Origin of the sequence: Dermatophilus congolensis (assembly GCF_900447215.1) — a bacterium.
GTDB lineage: Bacteria > Actinomycetota > Actinomycetes > Actinomycetales > Dermatophilaceae > Dermatophilus > Dermatophilus congolensis_A.
Window position 1 is genome coordinate 2,307,689 of the sequence record NZ_UFYA01000001.1, and the last position, 17,119, is coordinate 2,324,807.

The 17,119-nt window shown below is 58.5% G+C and carries 17 protein-coding genes; 6 read left to right on the forward strand and 11 right to left on the reverse strand.

Features of this window, described 5'->3' with window-relative positions; genetic code table 11:
* Nucleotides 1–6: 6 nt before the first annotated feature.
* From DXZ77_RS10115 to DXZ77_RS10160, 10 genes are all read right to left on the reverse strand, one after another.
* On the reverse strand, nucleotides 7–939 hold the full coding sequence (locus DXZ77_RS10115; protein WP_115031920.1) for an urease accessory protein UreD: 933 nt from the start codon (nucleotides 937–939) through the stop codon (nucleotides 7–9).
* Entirely contained in the window at nucleotides 936–1,583 is a 648-nt protein-coding gene (gene ureG / locus DXZ77_RS10120; protein ID WP_115032873.1) for an urease accessory protein UreG, read from the reverse strand. Before ureG ends, DXZ77_RS10115 begins: the two co-directional genes overlap by 4 nt.
* Nucleotides 1,584–1,633: 50 nt before the next feature.
* On the reverse strand, nucleotides 1,634–2,383 hold the full coding sequence (locus DXZ77_RS10125) for an urease accessory protein UreF (RefSeq protein ID WP_115031922.1): 750 nt from the start codon (nucleotides 2,381–2,383) through the stop codon (nucleotides 1,634–1,636).
* Between the two features lie 18 nt (nucleotides 2,384–2,401).
* Complete coding sequence (locus tag DXZ77_RS10130) at nucleotides 2,402–2,968, reverse strand: urease accessory protein UreE (protein WP_115031923.1); 567 nt, start codon at nucleotides 2,966–2,968, stop codon at nucleotides 2,402–2,404.
* Entirely contained in the window at nucleotides 2,968–4,680 is a 1,713-nt protein-coding gene (ureC, locus tag DXZ77_RS10135) for an urease subunit alpha (protein WP_115031925.1), read from the reverse strand. The genes DXZ77_RS10130 and ureC overlap by 1 nt, the downstream gene beginning before the upstream one ends.
* On the reverse strand, nucleotides 4,677–5,048 hold the full coding sequence (locus DXZ77_RS10140) for an urease subunit beta (RefSeq protein WP_115031927.1): 372 nt from the start codon (nucleotides 5,046–5,048) through the stop codon (nucleotides 4,677–4,679). The genes ureC and DXZ77_RS10140 overlap by 4 nt, the downstream gene beginning before the upstream one ends.
* A 36-nt stretch (nucleotides 5,049–5,084) precedes the next feature.
* Nucleotides 5,085–5,387, reverse strand: coding sequence for an urease subunit gamma (locus DXZ77_RS10145; RefSeq protein ID WP_115031929.1), 303 nt, complete (start codon nucleotides 5,385–5,387; stop codon nucleotides 5,085–5,087).
* Between the two features lie 375 nt (nucleotides 5,388–5,762).
* Nucleotides 5,763–7,208 carry an alanine/glycine:cation symporter family protein gene (locus DXZ77_RS10150; RefSeq protein ID WP_115031931.1) on the reverse strand — a complete coding sequence of 482 codons (1,446 nt, stop codon included), beginning with the start codon at nucleotides 7,206–7,208 and terminating at the stop codon, nucleotides 5,763–5,765.
* 156 nt (nucleotides 7,209–7,364) lie between these two features.
* Nucleotides 7,365–8,315, reverse strand: coding sequence for an Fpg/Nei family DNA glycosylase (locus DXZ77_RS10155; RefSeq protein WP_115031933.1), 951 nt, complete (start codon nucleotides 8,313–8,315; stop codon nucleotides 7,365–7,367).
* Nucleotides 8,316–8,738: 423 nt separating this feature from the next.
* The gene (locus DXZ77_RS10160; protein ID WP_181816119.1) at nucleotides 8,739–9,743 is read right to left on the reverse strand and encodes a LacI family DNA-binding transcriptional regulator; all 1,005 of its coding nucleotides are present in this window, start codon (nucleotides 9,741–9,743) and stop codon (nucleotides 8,739–8,741) included.
* Between the two features lie 173 nt (nucleotides 9,744–9,916).
* Between DXZ77_RS10160 and modA the strand changes: the two genes are divergently transcribed.
* The 6 genes from modA to DXZ77_RS10190 all read left to right on the forward strand — a co-directional run bounded on the left by modA (nucleotide 9,917) and on the right by DXZ77_RS10190 (nucleotide 16,054).
* Nucleotides 9,917–10,678 (forward strand): molybdate ABC transporter substrate-binding protein, encoded by a 762-nt coding sequence (gene modA / locus DXZ77_RS10165; RefSeq protein WP_220181634.1) that lies wholly within the window; start codon nucleotides 9,917–9,919, stop codon nucleotides 10,676–10,678.
* A 38-nt stretch (nucleotides 10,679–10,716) separates the two neighbouring features.
* Nucleotides 10,717–11,481 (forward strand): ABC transporter permease, encoded by a 765-nt coding sequence (locus DXZ77_RS10170; RefSeq protein ID WP_115031937.1) that lies wholly within the window; start codon nucleotides 10,717–10,719, stop codon nucleotides 11,479–11,481.
* Nucleotides 11,478–12,557: an ABC transporter ATP-binding protein gene (locus DXZ77_RS10175; RefSeq protein ID WP_220181635.1), complete on the forward strand. Its 1,080-nt coding sequence runs from the start codon at nucleotides 11,478–11,480 to the stop codon at nucleotides 12,555–12,557. The genes DXZ77_RS10170 and DXZ77_RS10175 overlap by 4 nt, the downstream gene beginning before the upstream one ends.
* A gap of 401 nt (nucleotides 12,558–12,958) precedes the next feature.
* Nucleotides 12,959–13,423 (forward strand): V4R domain-containing protein, encoded by a 465-nt coding sequence (locus tag DXZ77_RS10180; protein ID WP_115031939.1) that lies wholly within the window; start codon nucleotides 12,959–12,961, stop codon nucleotides 13,421–13,423.
* Between the two features lie 184 nt (nucleotides 13,424–13,607).
* Nucleotides 13,608–15,122: a gluconokinase gene (locus DXZ77_RS10185; protein WP_115031941.1), complete on the forward strand. Its 1,515-nt coding sequence runs from the start codon at nucleotides 13,608–13,610 to the stop codon at nucleotides 15,120–15,122.
* Nucleotides 15,119–16,054: a DUF4031 domain-containing protein gene (locus DXZ77_RS10190; protein ID WP_115031943.1), complete on the forward strand. Its 936-nt coding sequence runs from the start codon at nucleotides 15,119–15,121 to the stop codon at nucleotides 16,052–16,054. The genes DXZ77_RS10185 and DXZ77_RS10190 overlap by 4 nt, the downstream gene beginning before the upstream one ends.
* A gap of 4 nt (nucleotides 16,055–16,058) precedes the next feature.
* On the opposite strand, the gene DXZ77_RS10195 is transcribed toward DXZ77_RS10190, so the two are convergent.
* The gene (locus DXZ77_RS10195) at nucleotides 16,059–17,111 is read right to left on the reverse strand and encodes a glycosyltransferase family 4 protein (protein WP_115031945.1); all 1,053 of its coding nucleotides are present in this window, start codon (nucleotides 17,109–17,111) and stop codon (nucleotides 16,059–16,061) included.
* Between the last annotated feature and the right edge of the window lie 8 nt (nucleotides 17,112–17,119).

Here is a 17,119-nt window from a genome sequence, read left to right on the forward strand (position 1 = left end):
AAAATGTCAGTATTTGCGCCGCGGTAGCGGCCCCCACCCGAACCAGTCTGCGCGGAGCTGATCAATCACCGCCCCAATGGCGCCATCAATCACGGCCGTGTTAACTCCCAAGGCACGGATGAGAACCCCGTTGATAGGCATCCTGCTCACCCCTGTACGCAAATGCAGATGCTTACTTTCGTGAGCAGCTAAAACGTCACGAATCGCATCGACAGTCTCGGTATCCACGTAGGGCGAGACGATAAGAAGACTTCCCACGTGAGTAAAGGTTTCTGCCAGCACTGTGTGCTCAGGAGAAATACCGAATCGCTCCGGTGCCAAGAAAAGGTTGTCGCGGGCTAGCAGCTTGCCTCGATGGTGCTCTGACGTAGGCATGCCAACTACGTCGAAGATTGTGTGCAGTTTTCGGTATTGGAAAAGTCGACCATCTGGAGCCCATCCAGGAGTGACGACGTCTTTAGCGAATAATGTCGCTGTTTTGGCCAGTTGGGCACGTGTGCGCTGCACATATCGGGCATCGGCATAGCCAATGAGTTCATCTGGCACGTAAGTCAACACAGCGTCGTCTTCCACGACGAGCTCGGTGTCTTGAGTCACTTCGCTGTGCGGTGTGCGGTAGACCCGGGTCGCGGACTGGGTTGTCACAACTGCTTTGGCCCCGGCTTGGAGGGTTATGTGCTGCCGATACACATCTCCGCCGACATAGCCGCCGCCAGGGTTGAGCACGGTCAGTGTTGCTTCTGCGGCAGCAGCATCATCGGAAAGATAGAAGGGGCGAATTACTTTCAATGCTCCCCGATGGTGCTGGCGGGACAGGATGGTGCGTTCGTTTCGCATCGCGAATGTCACGTCAAGACTGCCCGTTGTTTTTTCAGGCTCCGCAGAGGCTGGGGCAGATGAAGGTAAGCGGGGCTGTGCTGAGCCAGATGTGAGCGTCATGCGTCGGTGAGGTCGGTCATGAGGATGTCGTGGTCAATCCACTCAATGACTTTTTCTAGCCCTTCATCGGTGCGCAGATTGGTGAAGCAGAAGGGGCGATCACCGCGGAATTTTGCTGAGTCTTCCTCCATGACTGACAAGTCCGCGCCTACATGAGGTGCTAGGTCTGTTTTGTTGATGACGAACAGGTCAGATTTGATCATTCCCTGGCCTGCTTTTCGGGGGATTTTTTCCCCTTGGGCCACGTCAATGACGTAGATGGAGAAGTCCACTAGTTCGGGGGAGAACGTGGCGGACAAGTTGTCGCCGCCGGACTCGACAAAAATGATTTCTAGGTCAGGGTGTCGGCGCCGTAGTTCTTCGATCGCGGCGGTGTTGAGTGAGGTGTCTTCCCGAATTGCTGTGTGCGGGCAGCCTCCTGTTTCCACTCCGATGATGCGGTCTTCGGGCAGAACGGAGTTACGGGCGAGGATTTTCGCGTCTTCGATGGTGTAAATGTCGTTGGTGACTGCTGCCATCGATACGCGGTGACTCATCGCGCGGGTGAGACGTTCCACTAGCTGGGTTTTCCCAGCTCCGACGGGTCCGCCGACACCGATGATGATGGGGTCTTGTTCTAGAGGTTCGGTGTGTGTGTCTGTCATAGGTCTTCCTGCGTCAGATGGTTGTTGTTCTCGGGTGTGGATGCTCACCGTCAGCTGGTGAACATTCGAGCATGCTGTCGTTCGTGCCTCATTTGGTCGATTTCCAGACCTGGGCAGGCAGCTCCCAGCAGATCGGTGGGCAGAGTGAGAGCTTCTTCGCATACTGCGGCGATCACTGGGTGGAGGTAGGCGATGACACGTTGGCCTGCCACCTGCCCGAGCGGGACCGCACGTACTGCGTTCTGCGCAAGTCCGATACTCAGGGAGGTGGCGTAGGTGTGCAGTGTTTCAGCAAGACCGACCCCCATACCCGCGACTGCTAGGGCGTATGCGATGGCATAGTGCCCGTCCGCGTGTTTTTGTCGAACTAACTCGTCGTATGTGGTTAGCGCGGGGGTAGGGAAGCATTCGACGGCTAGCTCTAGCAGTCGTGCACCCATTGACCAGGATGCTTCTCGTACTTGAGATGCCAAGGACACGGCGGTCATCGTTGCATCCAGGTCGAGAAGCTTTCGCTTATCGACGTTTTCTTCCTTAACCAGAGCGAATGTTTCTCGCACGGCTAGCAGGTCAGTGGTCAGGACTTGCGATTTCAGGAAGGAAGCCAGCCATGCCGCTACCTCTACCTCGTCTGTGACTGTTCCATCCGCCAGGGCTGTCTCCATACCGAAGGAGTGCGCGAATGTTCCTACCGGCAGGGCGGAGTCAGCGAGTTGGATGAGGGCCAGGTGAGGGTGGGTAGCAGTGGGCGTCAGTCTGGGGGCGTGGCGTCGGGAGCGCCTGGTCGTGGGGGTGGTCACGGGTTTTATGAGTTCCGGTCAGTGTTGGTGTTCTGCGTGGCGGAAGGGGGTGTCGAGTTCGACATCTTCGATGGTGTAGTCGACGTGGAGGCTTTCGAGGTGGTCGGTGACGGTGTGGTCGTAGGGAGTGAGGAAGACGACTTGGCCGAACTGTGCCCCGAATTGCGTGCTGTCGTCGAAGAACTGAACCTGGCGGTGCCGGTTCCCCAGGGCGTGTGCGGCTTCTCCCATCTGACGAATGCAGCTGGGCCGCACAACGATGACTCGTGTGGTGGTCGTTTCGATGGTGATGAAGCTGGTGTCAGTGACGGCAATGACATCTCCGGGGCGTAGAGCTGGCGATCCGGAGGGCAGGCGTAGGGATATTTCTCGACCTTTGTCAGTACGTAGTCGCTGGACTCGTTTGGCGAGAGCTTCGTTGTGGAGGCGAATGGTTTCGCGCTCTCGGTGACCGTGATGGTCTCCGGGAGTGTGGATGAGGTGTTCAGGTGTGCCCTCAGTGATGTTGAAGATGACGGCGGTTGAGTGAATGGGGGGTAGTGATTCCTGGGTCTGTATTGCTGGGGTGATGGGTGTGTCAGTCATTAGAAGAGCCAATACCTTTGTGCGCCTGCCAGGGTGGTGGCGGGGGTGGATGTAATGCGTTCGCCGTCTACGCGCACTTCGTATGTTTGTGCATCGACTTCAATGTCGGGAGTGGCGTTGTTGAATTTCATGTCCGCTTTAGTGAGCTGACGGATGTCTTCAACGGGGGCCACATGCCGTTTGAGGCGGAGCCTGCGGGCGACGCCAGCGTTGACTGCTGCCATGGACATGAAGGAAATGGAGGATTCAGCCAGTGCGCCGCCGTAGCTGGCAAATTGCTGTCGGAAGGTTTGTGGCTGGGGGGTGGGAATGGATCCGTTGGGGTCGCCCTGCATAGCGCCGAGGATGAGTCCACCTTTAATGACCAGATCGGGTTTGACGCCGAAGAAGGCAGGTTCCCAGAGCACCAGGTCTGCCCATTTCCCAACTTCGACTGATCCGATGAGGCGGGACATACCTTGGGCGATAGCGGGGTTGATTGTGTATTTGCTGATGTATCGCTTGACGCGGTTGTTGTCGTTGTATTCGCAGTCTCCAGGCAGGTGACCGCGGGTTTTGAGCATGTGGTCGGCAGCTTGCCAGGTGCGAAGCACGACTTCACCGACGCGGCCCATGGCTTGGCTGTCGGAGCTCATCATGGAGAACACGCCCATGTCGTGCAGGACGTCTTCGGCAGCGATGGTTTCTGGGCGGATGCGAGAGTCGGCGAATGCGACGTCTTCGGGGATTTCTCGGGAAAGGTGGTGGCACACCATGAGCATGTCCATGTGCTCGTCGATGGTGTTGCGGGTGAAGGGCATTGTGGGGTTGGTGGATGCGGGGAGCACGTTTTTCAGCCCGGCCATCGTGATGATGTCGGGGGCGTGGCCACCGCCTGCGCCTTCGGTGTGGAAGGTGTGAATGACGCGTCCATCTATGGCCCGAATGGTGTCTTCGACAAAGCCACCTTCGTTGAGAGTGTCGGTGTGGATAGCTACCTGGATGTCATATTCGTCGGCAACTTTGAGGGAGTTGTCGATGGAGGCATGGGTAGCTCCCCAGTCTTCGTGAATTTTTAGACCGCAGGCCCCCATGACGATCTGTTCTGCCAAGGGGGAGGTCATGGAGGCATGCCCTTTACCGAGGATTCCCACGTTGATGGGTAGTCCTTCAAAGGCTTGCAACATGCGGCCGATATGCCAGGCGCCGGGAGTGATGGTGGTGGCCTTGGTTCCTTCGGCGGGACCAGTGCCTCCGCCGACGAAGGTGGTGACTCCTCCGGCGAGCGCGGTGGGGACTTGTTCTGGGCTGATGAAGTGGATGTGGGTGTCAATGCCGCCAGCGGTGAGGATTTTGTGTTCGCCGGCGATGATTTCTGTTGATGGGCCGATCGTCATGTCGACGTCGTCCATGATGTTGTTGTTTCCGGCTTTGCCGATGGCGCAGATGCGTCCGTCTCGGATGCCAATGTCGGCTTTGTAGATGCCGGTGTAGTCGATGATGAGAGCGCCGGTGATGACGGTGTCTGGGATCATTTCGGCGCGGTTGACGTTGCCGTCTTGGCCCATGCCATCGCGGATGGTTTTTCCGCCGCCGAAGACGGCTTCGTCTCCGTATCCGGTGAGGTCTTTTTCGACTTTGACGAACAGGTCTGTGTCGGCGAGACGGACCGAGTCGCCGGTGGTGGGGCCGTAGAGGTCGTTGTACTGGCGGCGGGGGATCCTGAGGGTCATTTTTCTGCCCCTTTCAGGGTGGTGGGGTGAGCCCAGGCTTGTTCTTCGATGATTTCGGGGGCGTCGAGGGGGCCGTTCACGCGGTTTCGGAAGCCGTAGACGCGGCGCAGTCCTGCCAGGGCGACGAGTTCGACGTTTTTGTGGTCGCCGGGTTCGAATCGCACAGCGGTGCCGGAGGGAATGTTGAGGCGGAAGCCACGGGTGGCGGGGCGGTCAAATTCCAGGGCACGGTTGACTTCATAGAAGTGGTGGTGGGAGCCGACTTGCACTGGTCGGTCGCCGATGTTTACGACGTCGATGGTTTTTGTTTCTCTGCCGTGGTTGGCAACGATTTCTTCGTCGCTGGCCACGATTTCGCCAGGGATCATGATTGTCCTTGCTGGGGGTGTTACGGCGGGTGGTGTTTAGCGGATGGGGTCGTGCACGGTGACGAGTTTGGTGCCGTCGGGGAAGGTCGCTTCGATTTGTACGTCATGGATCATTTCGGGCACTCCTTCCATAACGTCTTCGCGGGTGAGGATGGTTGTTCCCCAGCTCATGAGCTCATCGACAGTGCGGCCATCGCGGGCTCCTTCGATGAGTTCGTAGCTGATGATGGCAACGGCTTCGGGGTAGTTGAGTTTCAGGCCGCGGGCTTGGCGTCTGCGGGCGAGGTCGGCGGCTACGACGATGAGCAGTTTGTCTTGCTCTCGTGGGGTCAGGCGCATGGTGCTCCTACGGGGCGGGACGGTAGTTCGTTCAGACCGTAAACCCGGTGGGGGGCACCTATGGCACACAATAAGCGCAAATTATTTTCGCAATAATTTGCGTTTATTCAGCAAGGACTCAGTTATTCCACATGCAGGAATAGATATTAGAAATATCCATTAATAACCCGGCGAGGGCAGAAAATGAGCCCACTTCAAAAATCACCAAAAAGCTCATTTGGTTGGATTTTTCGCGAATAAGATTCGCGCAACCAAACCTCTGTGCATCTTCAGATAAAAGGAGGGAGTGGACTGTTTTTCAGCCCACTCCCTCCTTAAAGAAGCATTAATGAAAACTATTTACAGCCGCCTCACTGAAAAGCGTGGTATTTGCGGCTATTTCCAGACATCGGTAGGGATATCACGCGGCAAATTCGAGTTACCTTCACCGCAGAAGCGTGGCTCATCAATACCAGCCGCCTTTTGAGCTTCGTAGTCACGAAGCGCTCCAACAACCCACTTCGAGAGTGCAATGAGACCAATGATGTTGATGAGCGTCGTTAAAGCCATCGCGGTGTCCATGAGCGCCCACACTGTTTTTAACGCCAGTACAGACCCGACTCCGGTGGTCAACACAACCAAGGTGGCAGCTAGGCGGTTACGTGTGTTGTAACCGCGCAGGAAGTCGACGTTGACGGAGGCATACGCGTAAGCACCCAGAATCGAGCTGAATCCGAAGAAAAAAATCATGATCGACATAGGCCACACGGCCCAGCTGCCCAGCTGTGAAGTAACTGCGTTAACGGTCAGGCTGGCGGCAGCATTTTCAGCTTCCGATGCAGCTGGCACTACACCTGGCACATACACGCCTGATCCGCTGGACAAAATGATGAACGCAGTGGCAGTGCAGATGATCATTGAGTCGACGAGAACACCGAGAGATTGGATGAACCCCTGCTGCACCGGATGAGCAACCGTGGCAGTGGCGGCCGCGTTGGGATTGGTTGCCATACCTGCTTCATTGGTGAAAAGCCCGCGTTGAGCGCCGTTAAGCACAGCTGCGGTGACTCCGCCTGCCACCCCGGCCAGGCCAGGTCGAATCCCAAAGGCACCGGAGATGATGTCAGATAGGAACCTCGGAACACTGCCGATGTTCATGATGACAACTGTGACAGCGATACACACGTATCCGATAGCCATCATGGGGCTGAGGATTTCTGTCGTGCGGGCTACGCCGCGCATCCCTGCAAAGACCACAAGCGCTGTTAGAGCCATGAGCAATAGGCCAGTAGCCCATGCCGGAATACCGTGAGCGTTTTCCAGAGCGAGGGCGATGGTGTTGCCTTGAACCATGGGCATGGCGATGACCATGCAAAACACGAGTGCAGACGCGATACCTACTCCCCATGCACGAGATTGCAAGCCGTAAGAGAGGTAGTAGGCGGTGCCGCCACGGTAGGTGCCGTCTGTGTTGGAGACTTTAAATACCTGGGCCAGGGTGGCTTCAAAGAATGAGGTGGCCATGCCAACAGCGGCGATCACCCACATCCAGAAGATCGCTCCGGGGCCGCCGAGCACGAGCGCCAAGGCCACACCGGTGATGTTGCCGATGCCGATACGGGTGGCCATGCCCATGGCGAATGCCTGAAATGAGGAGATCCCTCCGTTGGCTCCTTTGCGTGAAGCTAGTGAGTGACTCAGCAGGTGGTGAAAGTGACGTATCTGCACAGCACGGGTGCGCAGGGTGAAATATAGGCCTCCGCCGATAAGGAGGGCAACGAGGAAGTAGGTGTATACGAAGCCGTTGAGGGCGCCAAGGTAGGCGGTGAGGGCGTCAATCATGAGGCGGCGGGTCCCTGTGTTGTTGTGGGCGAATCGGTGTTGCTGTGTTGAGGTTGTTGTGGTGATTACGCGCTTACGCTGTCACCCTTTGAATCTCGAGCTGGATGTAGTCCTTTGAGCGAGATGTTGGTCGGGGTCTGCGTTGCAGAGTGCTAGTCAGTGCGCCAGACGTCCCAGTAGAGACTGTTCACGCAGTTTTTTGCGTGCTTCGACGGCAGGTCGGCGCCGAGAAAGTGGCTGGCATACGGGGCACCAGAAGAGGTTGCGGTTGCCGATGACAGTGCTGCGCACCTGGGTGTGGCAGATGTAGCAGGCTTGTTCGGCACGGCGGTAGACATAGACTTCGCCGCCGTGGGGGTCTTCTCGAGGTGGCCGGTTCATGGCTTCAGGCGTGTGTTCTGGGCGGACGGTGTCGATTTGTCCATGGTTGACGGCATAGCGCATGAGCTGGACCAAGTCTGTCCAGAGGTCATCGAATTCGCTTTTTTTAAGGGCCAGTCCCGGCAGCATGGGGTCTAGGCCTGCGCGGTAGAGAGCTTCAGCGCGGAAGATGTTGCCTACTCCGGCGAAGATTTTTTGGTCCATGAGGAGCAGGGCGATGGGCTGTTTGGATTTACGAACTAGGTTCCAGGCGCGATCGGGGTCTGCGTCCTCGCGCAGTGGGTCAGGGCCCAGGCGTTTGAGAACTTTGTTGAATCCGTCGGAATCGAGGATTTCGCAGATGGCGGGGCCGGATAGGTCAGCCCAGGCGGTGTCGTTTTCTAGTCGCCACCTGATCGCCCCGAGAACGGGACGGTCCGTTTCGCCAGAGAAGGCAGGGGTGGTTTGAGGGTCGAGAGTGATTTTTTCGCCGAGGCGTTCGGTGGCGTCTGTGGTGTGGTGAACGCTGATGCGTCCGGCCATGCCGAGGTGAACGTGGATGGTGCGTGGGCCGAAGTGGGCGAAAAAGTGTTTACCGACTGCTTCAGCGCAGACGAGTTCGAGGCCGTCGATGCTGGCTGCGCCGTCGCTGAAGCGTCCTTGGGGACTGCTGGAGCGGGTAATGGTGCCGGCGAATGCTCGGTCGTAGGCGCTGGCCATGCGGTGAATGACGTGTCCCTCGGGCATGGGTTAACTGTAGTGATTCAGTGGTGCGCTGATGCTGGCCAGGCGTAGTCCTCGATTGGTAGGTGTGTGGCGACGCGTGTGACTGGTGCGTCGCCACCGTTCCCCTGCGGTTCGCCGTCGGTTCCCGTTAGCCGTCGGCGGTGGCCGGTCGCGAATCCCCCGATAACGCGTTCGGCCTGCTGGGACGCTTCATTACCCGCCTTGGTTGTGAAGCGTTGACGGTGCCGTGCGCACCGGTTTCACGGTTGTCGTGCCTCAGCCAAGGTGTGGACGGACCCCCGTTCGTCTTTTCCTCGCTGTTGTGGCTGCCGTGTAGTGGTGTTCTTTCGTGTCACGTGTCTTATCGGTTTCCGGACGGGTGACTTGAACTTTTGGCTGAAATTTTTTTGGCCGGTTGTCCAGGTTGGGTGTTTCTAGATCCGATTAGGTTTTGCGGCAGGTTGATTGGCGAATGATGAGGCGGGATCCGGTGAGGGGGGCGGGCTCGATGTGGCGGGCTTTGTGCTCAATGAGGGCTGCGAGGGTTTCGATACCGGCTTGCGCCATTTCGGTCACGGGCTGGGTGACGCAGGTTAGCGGCGGGTTGGTCAGTTCGAACCAGGGTTCGTCGTCGTAGGCGGTGAGACCGACTTGGGGGCCGACGTCGATGTTGCGGCGTTGGAGCTCGTGTAGGGCTCCTTGGGCAACGAGGTTCGATAGCGCCACGATGACATCTGGTGGCTGTGGGGATTCGAGGAGTTTTGTGGTGGCTTGGGTTCCGTGTTCTGCGGTGAAGTCCCCGTGGTGGATAGGGATGGGAAGGTCGTTGTAGCCAGCACGGGTTAGCGCTTGGAGGGCAATGTGGGCGCGGCCGTGACCGGTGGATACGGAGGTGGGGCCGCTGATGATTGCGGGGCGTTGGTATCCCTGCTCGTACAGGTGGGTGGCGAGGTCTCCCAGCGCGCAGGTGGGGTCGTTGAGAATGCTGGCGTGGGCTTCGATGGTGGTGCGTCGGTCGATGGCGACGATGGGGGTTCCTGATTGAGCAATGCGGTCCAGGCTGCCGGTGCTGTTGTCTGCTAGGACGATGAAAAGTCCGTCAACTTGTTGCCTGAGCAGTATGGAAGTCACGCGGGCTTGCTCGTCAGGGTCTTCACTGCCGGTGGCGATGGTCAGTGTCCATCCTCGGGCACGACATTGGGCTTCAATGCTGGCAGCCAGGCGGGTAATGAAGGGGTTAGCTAGCGAGGCAACAACGAGTCCGACGGTGCCGGTGCGTCCCGTGCGCATTGCTGCTGCAACAGCGTTGGGGTGGTAGTGAAGCTCAGCGGCTGCGGCTTGGACACGTTGACGAGTGGCAGGGGTGACTCGATCACTGCCGGACAGTGCGCGGGAGACGGTTGCTACGGACACTCCGGCTAGTGCCGCCACGTCACGAATAGTGGTCATCGAGTATGAGCCTAAAGGGGCTGCGGGATGCCTTGTTACGCCCCACAAAACAAGGGCACACCTAGGCGATGTGTCGGTGTGCGCTGGTGTGAGCGTGTTGTGTTGTGTGTTTGCGGTTTGATGGGGGTGTGATGTCGCAGGTATTTGCTGGTTTGTGTTGATGGGTGGGCTGTGTGGTGAAAGCTCGTTGGTTGATCGGTGGTGTGGTGGTGGCGATGTGCATAGCTGGGTGTGGTGGGAAAACGTTGGAGCCGAACGGTTCATCGGGGGTGGTGACTGTGTTCGCTGCAGCATCGTTGAAGGAGTCGTTTACGCGGATCGGTGAAGAGTTCTCGCGTACGCATCCGGGGGTGCAGGTGCGATTCAATTTCGGTCCTAGCTCTGGCTTGGCGCAGCAGATTGAAGCGGGGGCGCCTGCGGATGTTTTTGCTTCGGCTAGTCCAGTTCCGATGGAACTGGTGCGTGGGGCTGGCCTCGTTGATGAGCCGGTGTCGTTTGCGCGCAATTCTTTACGTATTGCTGTTCCTGCTGGTCGCGCTGGTCGGGTGGAAAAAGTGGAGGATCTTGGGCGCTCAGAGGTCAAGGTTGCCATGTGTGAACAGTCGGTTCCGTGTGGGGTTTTGGCGGCGAAGGTGTTGGAAAAGGCGTCTGTAGATGTGCAACCGGTTACGCGTGAGGTCGATGTGAAGGCAGTGGTAACGAAAGTTGTTTTGGGGGAGGTTGATGCCGGGTTGGTGTACGGGACGGATGTAGTTGCCGCTGCTGGAAAGGTCAAAGGTGTGGAGATTCCCGAGCAGATGAATGCGTGGACTTCATATCCGTTGGCAGTGGTACGCCGGGCACAGAATGGGCCTGCCGCGCAGGCATTTGTGCAGGCGGTACGGGGAGAAGTGGGTAAAAAAATCTTGACTTCGGCGGGGTTTGGTGCGCCGTGAGTAACGGTCGTTCACCGTTGGGGGGTACGCCGTGGCCAATGCGTGGGGTTGCGCTGGTAGGGGCAGCGTTTTTGTTGCTTCCGGTTGTGGCGTTGGCGGCGCGGGTGCCGTGGGGAGAGTTGTTTTCGTTGGTGTTCGCGCCAGCGGTTTTAGTGGCGCTACGGCTTTCGTTGGTAAGTGCCTCGGTGGCGACAGCGCTGTCGTTGGTTATGGGGGTGCCGTTGGCGTGGGTGTTGGCACGGTCACGGCGCCGTGGTGTGGGGGTTTTGCGTGCGTTGGTGACGTTGCCGTTGGTGTTACCGCCAGTAGTGGGGGGAGTGGCGTTGTTGTTGGCGTATGGGCGTGCAGGGCTGGTAGGGCGGTGGCTGGATGTGTGGTGGGGGATCAGTCTTCCTTTCACGGTGGTGGCGGTGGTGGTGGCCGAAACATTTGTTGCGATGCCGTTTTTGGTGGTGACGGTAGCTGGTGCGTTTGCGGCGGTGGATCGGGGGCTAGAGGAGGCTGCGGTGACGTTGGGGGCCTCGAGGTGGCGGGTTTTTTGGTCGGTGTCTTTGCCGTCAGTGGCGCCGTCATTGGTAGCCGGGACGGTGTTGTGTTGGGCGCGGGCGTTGGGTGAGTTTGGCGCCACGGTCACGTTTGCGGGCAGTTTGCCGGGCATTACGCAGACGATGCCGTTGGCAGTGTATTTGGCGATGCAGTCAGATCCGCGGGCGGCGATTGCGTTGTCGCTGGTGCTACTGGGTGTGTGTGTGACTGTGTTGGTGGGGTTGCGTTCGTATTGGTGGCCGGGGGTGGGGCGGTGAAGGAGTTGCTTTTTGATGGGCGGGTTCGTCGTGGTGGGTTTGTGGTGCAGGCCTCTTTTGAGGTGTATCCGGGGCAGGTGTTGGCGTTATTGGGGCCCAATGGTGCTGGCAAGAGCAGTGTGCTGCGTGCGGTGGCGGGCCTGGAGGTGCTGGATCGTGGACAGCTGCGGCTAGGTGAAGTGACGGTGGATGATTCGGAAGCGGGCGTGTTTGTGTCTGCACAGCAGCGGAATGTGGGGGTGATGTTTCAGGATTATCGGCTGTTTGGGCATATGAGCGTGGTGGGAAACGTTGCTTTTGGGCTGCGGATGCGGGGGGTGTCTAGGCGAGAGGCAACGGCGCGGGCGTTTCAGTGGCTGCAGCGGTTGAGGGTTGGGGATCTTGGACGCAGGCGTCCAAGGGAATTGTCAGGAGGTCAGGCTCAGCGGGTGGCGCTGGCAAGGGCGTTGGCTTGTGAACCGGATGTGTTGGTGTTGGATGAACCGACTGCTGCGTTGGATTCATCTACGCGCCGGGAGGTACAGGGATGTGTGCGCGAGCATGTGGCGCAGTTTCGTGGGCCGGTTTTGCTGGTCACTCATGATCCGGTGGAGGCGATGGTGATGGCCGATGCGGTGATGGTTGTGGAAGAGGGCAAGGTAGTTCAGTACGGCCCCACGATGCAGGTAGCTGAGCATCCGGCAACAGAGTTTGTGGCGGATCTGGTGGGGGTGAATCTCTTTGAGGGGGTTTGGGGGCACGGCGGTGCGATACGCCTTGCCGGGGGTGGGGTGTTGCATGCGGCGGCCGGGGTGAGTTTTCCGGATGGGGCACGTGTGTTTGCTGCGGTTCGGCCAGAGTCGGTGTCGGTGTTTGGGGAGCGTCCGGGGGTGGGCTCACCGCGGAATGTGTGGTGTGGCCGAGTGCTCACGGTCGACATGGTGGGTGCGCGGGTGCGGCTTCATGTTGCTGGGCCGCCTGATATTCGGGTTGAGGTGACTACTGCTGCGTTGGTTGAACTGGGATTAGCTCCTGGCATGCAGGTGTGGCTTTCGGTGAAAGCTACAGAAGTGTCCGTGTATTTTCCAGACGCCTAAAAGGTCCTTTTCTGCGACGCACCGACCCAGCAAGTTATGCCGTACGTCTTTAACGGAATTTCTGTGACAGTAACCACGTGTGCAGATAATGACTTTATAGGGCAATGAATTAGCCTGCTTTTCTTATCAAGCTCGGTGCGTTCATCTTTTCTGCTTCGCCACAACGCAGACTCGCATATCACGTGGCCGGACAACTGTTCAGATTCACATTCTTTCTGCTCCAACGAAATACCCACCCAAAGAGCATGGACGTATACGCAGCCCACGCCGTGGGTCACTGCTGCGCTTCTAGTCTGAACCGTGAACAGGCCCACCGACTGGGTGCACTGCCCTACCGGGCCAATCCGTGTGTCAGGAACACCTCACACGACACAACACGCAGATCACGAGGTACTACCTACATGCCCACCAACACACGCCCCACCCTTGGCAAGTTCGTCGCAGCCGAATGCCTCCAGCAGATGCGTCTGCACGTCGAAGACCTCGCTGGCCCGGGTCCCGTCCTCGGCGCTGGCCGTATGCGCGGCGCTGGACTGGTCGAGCTTTTGGGAAAAACTGGCGCTTCCCCCTCTATTGATGACGCCACCGAAATCCTACAGAAAGCTCTGGGCCTGGACGGCACCCGTTTAGCCATTGTCGATGACATCACCGAAGACAACGGCACCTACACCGTGCGCATCCACGAAGGTGCCTGCTCTTTTGACCGTAAGTCCGACGAGCCAATGTGCGCTTACACCCTCGGTGTTTTCGTAGGCGCTATCGGCGGCCTTTACGGCGCAACCATGACCGGCAAAGAACTCGAATGCGAGGCCATGGGCGACTCACAGTGCGTCTACCGCATCAAGCGCCACGTCGCCCTGGACTGAAAACCTTCCATCCCCTCCCTCTCCTTTTCTTTACTCTCCAACACAACAACTGCTGGACCGAGTCAGCACGGAACGCCCTCCTGTGCTCACTCGGTTCACGCAAGCCCGCGCCAACACATCAGAACCTCACCCCCAACCGCACTACTTCAACTCCTTACTAGACTGATTACTAGACTGAGTCACCATGGCGGCAGAGAGCTTCAGCGTCCATCCCCTCGAGGCAACCACTCCCCTCATCCTGGCCATCGATATCGGATCCACCGGCAGCCGTGGCTGTATCTACGACGCAACCGGACGCCCCGTCGATAAACACCGCATTAAAGTCCGCCATGCCTTCACCACCGCCCCCGACGGACACTGCACCCTGGACCCCAGACACACTCTTCACGAAGTCATCGACATCATCGACACCCTCACGAGCAGTGACATCGCACCTCACATCGCTGGTGTCGCTATGGACACTTTTGCCCCCACTCTCATCGGCATGGACACCGATAACTACGCCATCACCCCTTGTCTGACGTACGCCGACTCACGCGCCAGCAGCCAAGCTGCTGCCCTGCGCCGTCATCTTGACCCTCACGAAATCACTCAACGCACCGGAGCCCACCTGCACACCGCTCACTGGGCAGCGACTATTCGTTGGTGGCATGACAATGACCCGCAAGTCGCTCACCGCGTCCACCGCTGGGTCACCCTCGGCGAATACATCTGGCTCCACCTGCTTGGAGTCACCAACATCGCGACCTCCACGGCTGCGTGGAGTGGTCTGCTCAACCGTTACACCTGCCAGTGGGACGCTCCTCTTCTCGAGGCCGCAGGAATCGTCGAGGAACATCTGTCTCCCATTGCAGACCCTGACCAACCCAGCTTCCCTAGCACCTCTTATGTGCCTAACCGGTGGCCAGCGCTGGCGCAGGTTCCCTGGTACCCAGTTATCCCTGATGGTTTTGCCGCCAATCTTGGGGCTGATGCCACAAGCACTGCCACTCCCCTAGCTTCATTCGCTACTTCCGGAGCAATACGTGTCATCACCGGCAACACTCCTACAGTTCTTCCTCCTGGACTGTGGTGTTACCGCGTTGATCAACAACGCAGCATCCTTGGTGGTGCACTCAATGATGTAGGCCGCATGAACACGTGGCTAGAAAATGTTCTGCGGTTACCCGATTCAAGAACCTGTCACGACATCCTCATGGCCGACCCCGCGTCCATGACTCCCCTGGTATTGCCTTTCCTGACGGGTGAACGCTCTACTGGGTGGGCAGGCCATGCTCGGGGCGCGCTGCGCGATGTGAGTTACAGCGACACTCCTGCCGCTCTTTACCGTGGCTGTTTTGAAGGGGTTGCTCTTACGTATGCGCGTTTGGCGCGGCAGCTTTTTGAGGTGGTTGGTGCACCTGATCGGCTCCGCGCTGCAGGGCGCGTCTCTACTAGTGTTCCGGCTCTGCTACAGCTCGTTGCTGATGCAACTGGGGTGCCGGTTGAGCCTGTGGCTATTAAACGCTCCACTATGCACGGGACTGCTTTGTATGGCTTGGCGTCGTTAGCGCCTGAGGTTCCTCGTTGTGAGGTTTTTGTTGACGCTGAGGCTAGGCCGTTTGCGCACCGCGAGCAGTACTACGCAGACCGGATGCGGCGTTTTGAAGATCTTTATGATGCCGCCATCGTGCGGAACATTGGAGGAGCGAATTTGTGATCCTTGTTGACTGGCCTCAGTGGCCTGCACACGGATTTTTGTGGGCGCATCTCATTTCCGATACGTCTGTCGATGAGCTTCATGCTTTTGCTCGCGCCAATGCGCTCTCTCCGCGTGCTTTTGATCTGGATCACTACGATGTCGCTGCTGAGAGCATCGAGGGGTTGATCGCTGCGGGAGCCAGGCGGGTTTCTTCTAAAGAGCTGCTGCGCGCTCTGGTGGACTCTGGTTTGCGGGTGCCAGCGCATCGTCGGGATGTTGAGAGGTTCCGATATCGGCAGCGGGATCTGTGGCAGCGGTGGGCTGTGCTTGGTGATGTGGTTCCTGTGCTTTCACGCTCGTTGGATTGGCGTGCTCGCTGGTCTTCTCTTGGTGAGCAGGTCTTGCAGTGGTGGTCAGAACCTCACCGGCATTATCACGACCTTGATCATTTGCATGATGTGCTGCAGTGTTTGCAACTGCTTGGTGATCTGGGTGTTGTGATCTCGGATGCGTGTGTGGCTGCGGCGTGGTTTCACGATGTGGTGTATGAGGCGTCTCCGGGTGAGGATGAGCGTGCTTCGGCGGCGGTAGCTGTTGATTCTTTGTGGCGCTTGTCTGTGAAGTCGTCTTTTGTGGATGAGGTGCGGCGGTTGATCTTGTTGACGGCTGAGAGCACTGCTGTAGCTGTTGATGATCCTGGGGCTGCGTTGCTGGACGCGGATTTGGCTGTTTTGGCTGGTTCGCCAGTGAGGTATCAGAAGTATGTGCAGGGGGTGCGTCGTGAGTACGGCGTGATTCCTGATGAGGTGTTTTGTTCGGGCAGGGCTGCGTTGCTGGAGCGGTTCCTGGAGCAGGAGTGGATTTATCGCACGGACGCAGGGCGGCAGCGGTGGGAGCGCTGGGCGCGGGTGAACGTGGCTCGTGAGGTCGCGGAACTGTCTGTGCAGTGAGGTGTCAGCGGCGTCGCGTGGGTGAGGTGTCGGGGTTGGGGGCGGTGCCTGCGCAGATGGCCAGGAAACGTTGGGCGACGCGATCGAGTGAGTATTCCTGCATGCGGTGGCGGGCTGCTTGGGTGAGGTTGGGGGCTTCACCGGCGAGGATTGCGCGGGCTTTGTGTTCGAATTCTTCGAGGTTGCGTGCCTTGTGGACGATTTCGTTTTCGGGTAGCCAGGAGTCATAGACGGGGATGTCGCGGACGAGGGTGGGGGTTCCGGAGGCGAGTGCTTCGAGAACGACGATGCCTTCGGTTTCTTCGTGGCTGGCGAAGCAGAAGAGGTTGGCTGCTGCGTAGGCGTCGCGGACTTCGGCTGCGGGTACGTAGCCAGGTAGGTGCACGTTGGGGGGTGCGGTGTCGATGGCTCGTTTGACGGCTTTGGACATGGTGGCGCGGGGGGTGTGGCCGAACCAGTAGAACTGGGCTTGTGGGATGCGTCGGGCAAGGTTGATCCAGTCGGTGAATCCTTTGCGGACCATGAGGTGTCCGACGGCTACGACGAGAGGTGTGTGGGGGGCGATGTTGTGACGTTCTCGGAATTGTTTTCCTGCTGTTGGTTTTCCGTGGAAGAAGTCGATGTCGACGCCGTTGGTGAGGGGGTAGATGGGAGCGTCGAGTTGATAGCGGGTGAGGAGTTTTTTGGCGTAGGGGGTGGGGGTGATGATGGCGTCTCCGCCAGCGTAGACATGTCCGAGCCAGCGCCCGAAGAGCGGTGCAATGTGGTTTGCTCCAGCCCAGGAGTTTTCAAAGTCTTGTTGGGTGGAGTGGGCGAATTGGATGACGCGGATGCCTTGTTTATGTGCCCAGCGACCGACGATGGCTGAGTCAGGGAAGACGGTGTTGAGGACGAGTACGTCGGGGTGTTCGTTGAGGCGGACGAGACGGATGCCAGGGTGGTGGAGCATGTGGCGTTGGTGGCGCATTGCTGCGCCGAGTCCGCTTTGGGTGACGAGGCGTCCGGTGCCGTTGTAGTGGTGGACGCGTAGTTGGTGGCGGGGGTGTGTGTCGGTCATCGGTGCTT

What these genes read in the sequence shown, in the direction of transcription:
- DXZ77_RS10115 (WP_115031920.1), bottom strand. Translation starts at nt 939, where the DNA reads ATGACGCTCACATCTGGCTCAGCACAGCCCCGCTTACCTTCATCTGCC.
- ureG (WP_115032873.1), bottom strand. Translation starts at nt 1,583, where the DNA reads ATGACAGACACACACACCGAACCTCTAGAACAAGACCCCATCATCATC.
- DXZ77_RS10130 (WP_115031923.1), bottom strand. Translation starts at nt 2,968, where the DNA reads ATGACTGACACACCCATCACCCCAGCAATACAGACCCAGGAATCACTA.
- ureC (WP_115031925.1), bottom strand. Translation starts at nt 4,680, where the DNA reads ATGACCCTCAGGATCCCCCGCCGCCAGTACAACGACCTCTACGGCCCC.
- DXZ77_RS10140 (WP_115031927.1), bottom strand. Translation starts at nt 5,048, where the DNA reads ATGATCCCTGGCGAAATCGTGGCCAGCGACGAAGAAATCGTTGCCAAC.
- DXZ77_RS10145 (WP_115031929.1), bottom strand. Translation starts at nt 5,387, where the DNA reads ATGCGCCTGACCCCACGAGAGCAAGACAAACTGCTCATCGTCGTAGCC.
- DXZ77_RS10150 (WP_115031931.1), bottom strand. Translation starts at nt 7,208, where the DNA reads ATGATTGACGCCCTCACCGCCTACCTTGGCGCCCTCAACGGCTTCGTA.
- DXZ77_RS10155 (WP_115031933.1), bottom strand. Translation starts at nt 8,315, where the DNA reads ATGCCCGAGGGACACGTCATTCACCGCATGGCCAGCGCCTACGACCGA.
- DXZ77_RS10160 (WP_181816119.1), bottom strand. Translation starts at nt 9,743, where the DNA reads ATGACCACTATTCGTGACGTGGCGGCACTAGCCGGAGTGTCCGTAGCA.
- DXZ77_RS10170 (WP_115031937.1), top strand. Translation starts at nt 10,717, where the DNA reads ATGCGTGGGGTTGCGCTGGTAGGGGCAGCGTTTTTGTTGCTTCCGGTT.
- DXZ77_RS10180 (WP_115031939.1), top strand. Translation starts at nt 12,959, where the DNA reads ATGCCCACCAACACACGCCCCACCCTTGGCAAGTTCGTCGCAGCCGAA.
- DXZ77_RS10185 (WP_115031941.1), top strand. Translation starts at nt 13,608, where the DNA reads ATGGCGGCAGAGAGCTTCAGCGTCCATCCCCTCGAGGCAACCACTCCC.
- DXZ77_RS10195 (WP_115031945.1), bottom strand. Translation starts at nt 17,111, where the DNA reads ATGACCGACACACACCCCCGCCACCAACTACGCGTCCACCACTACAAC.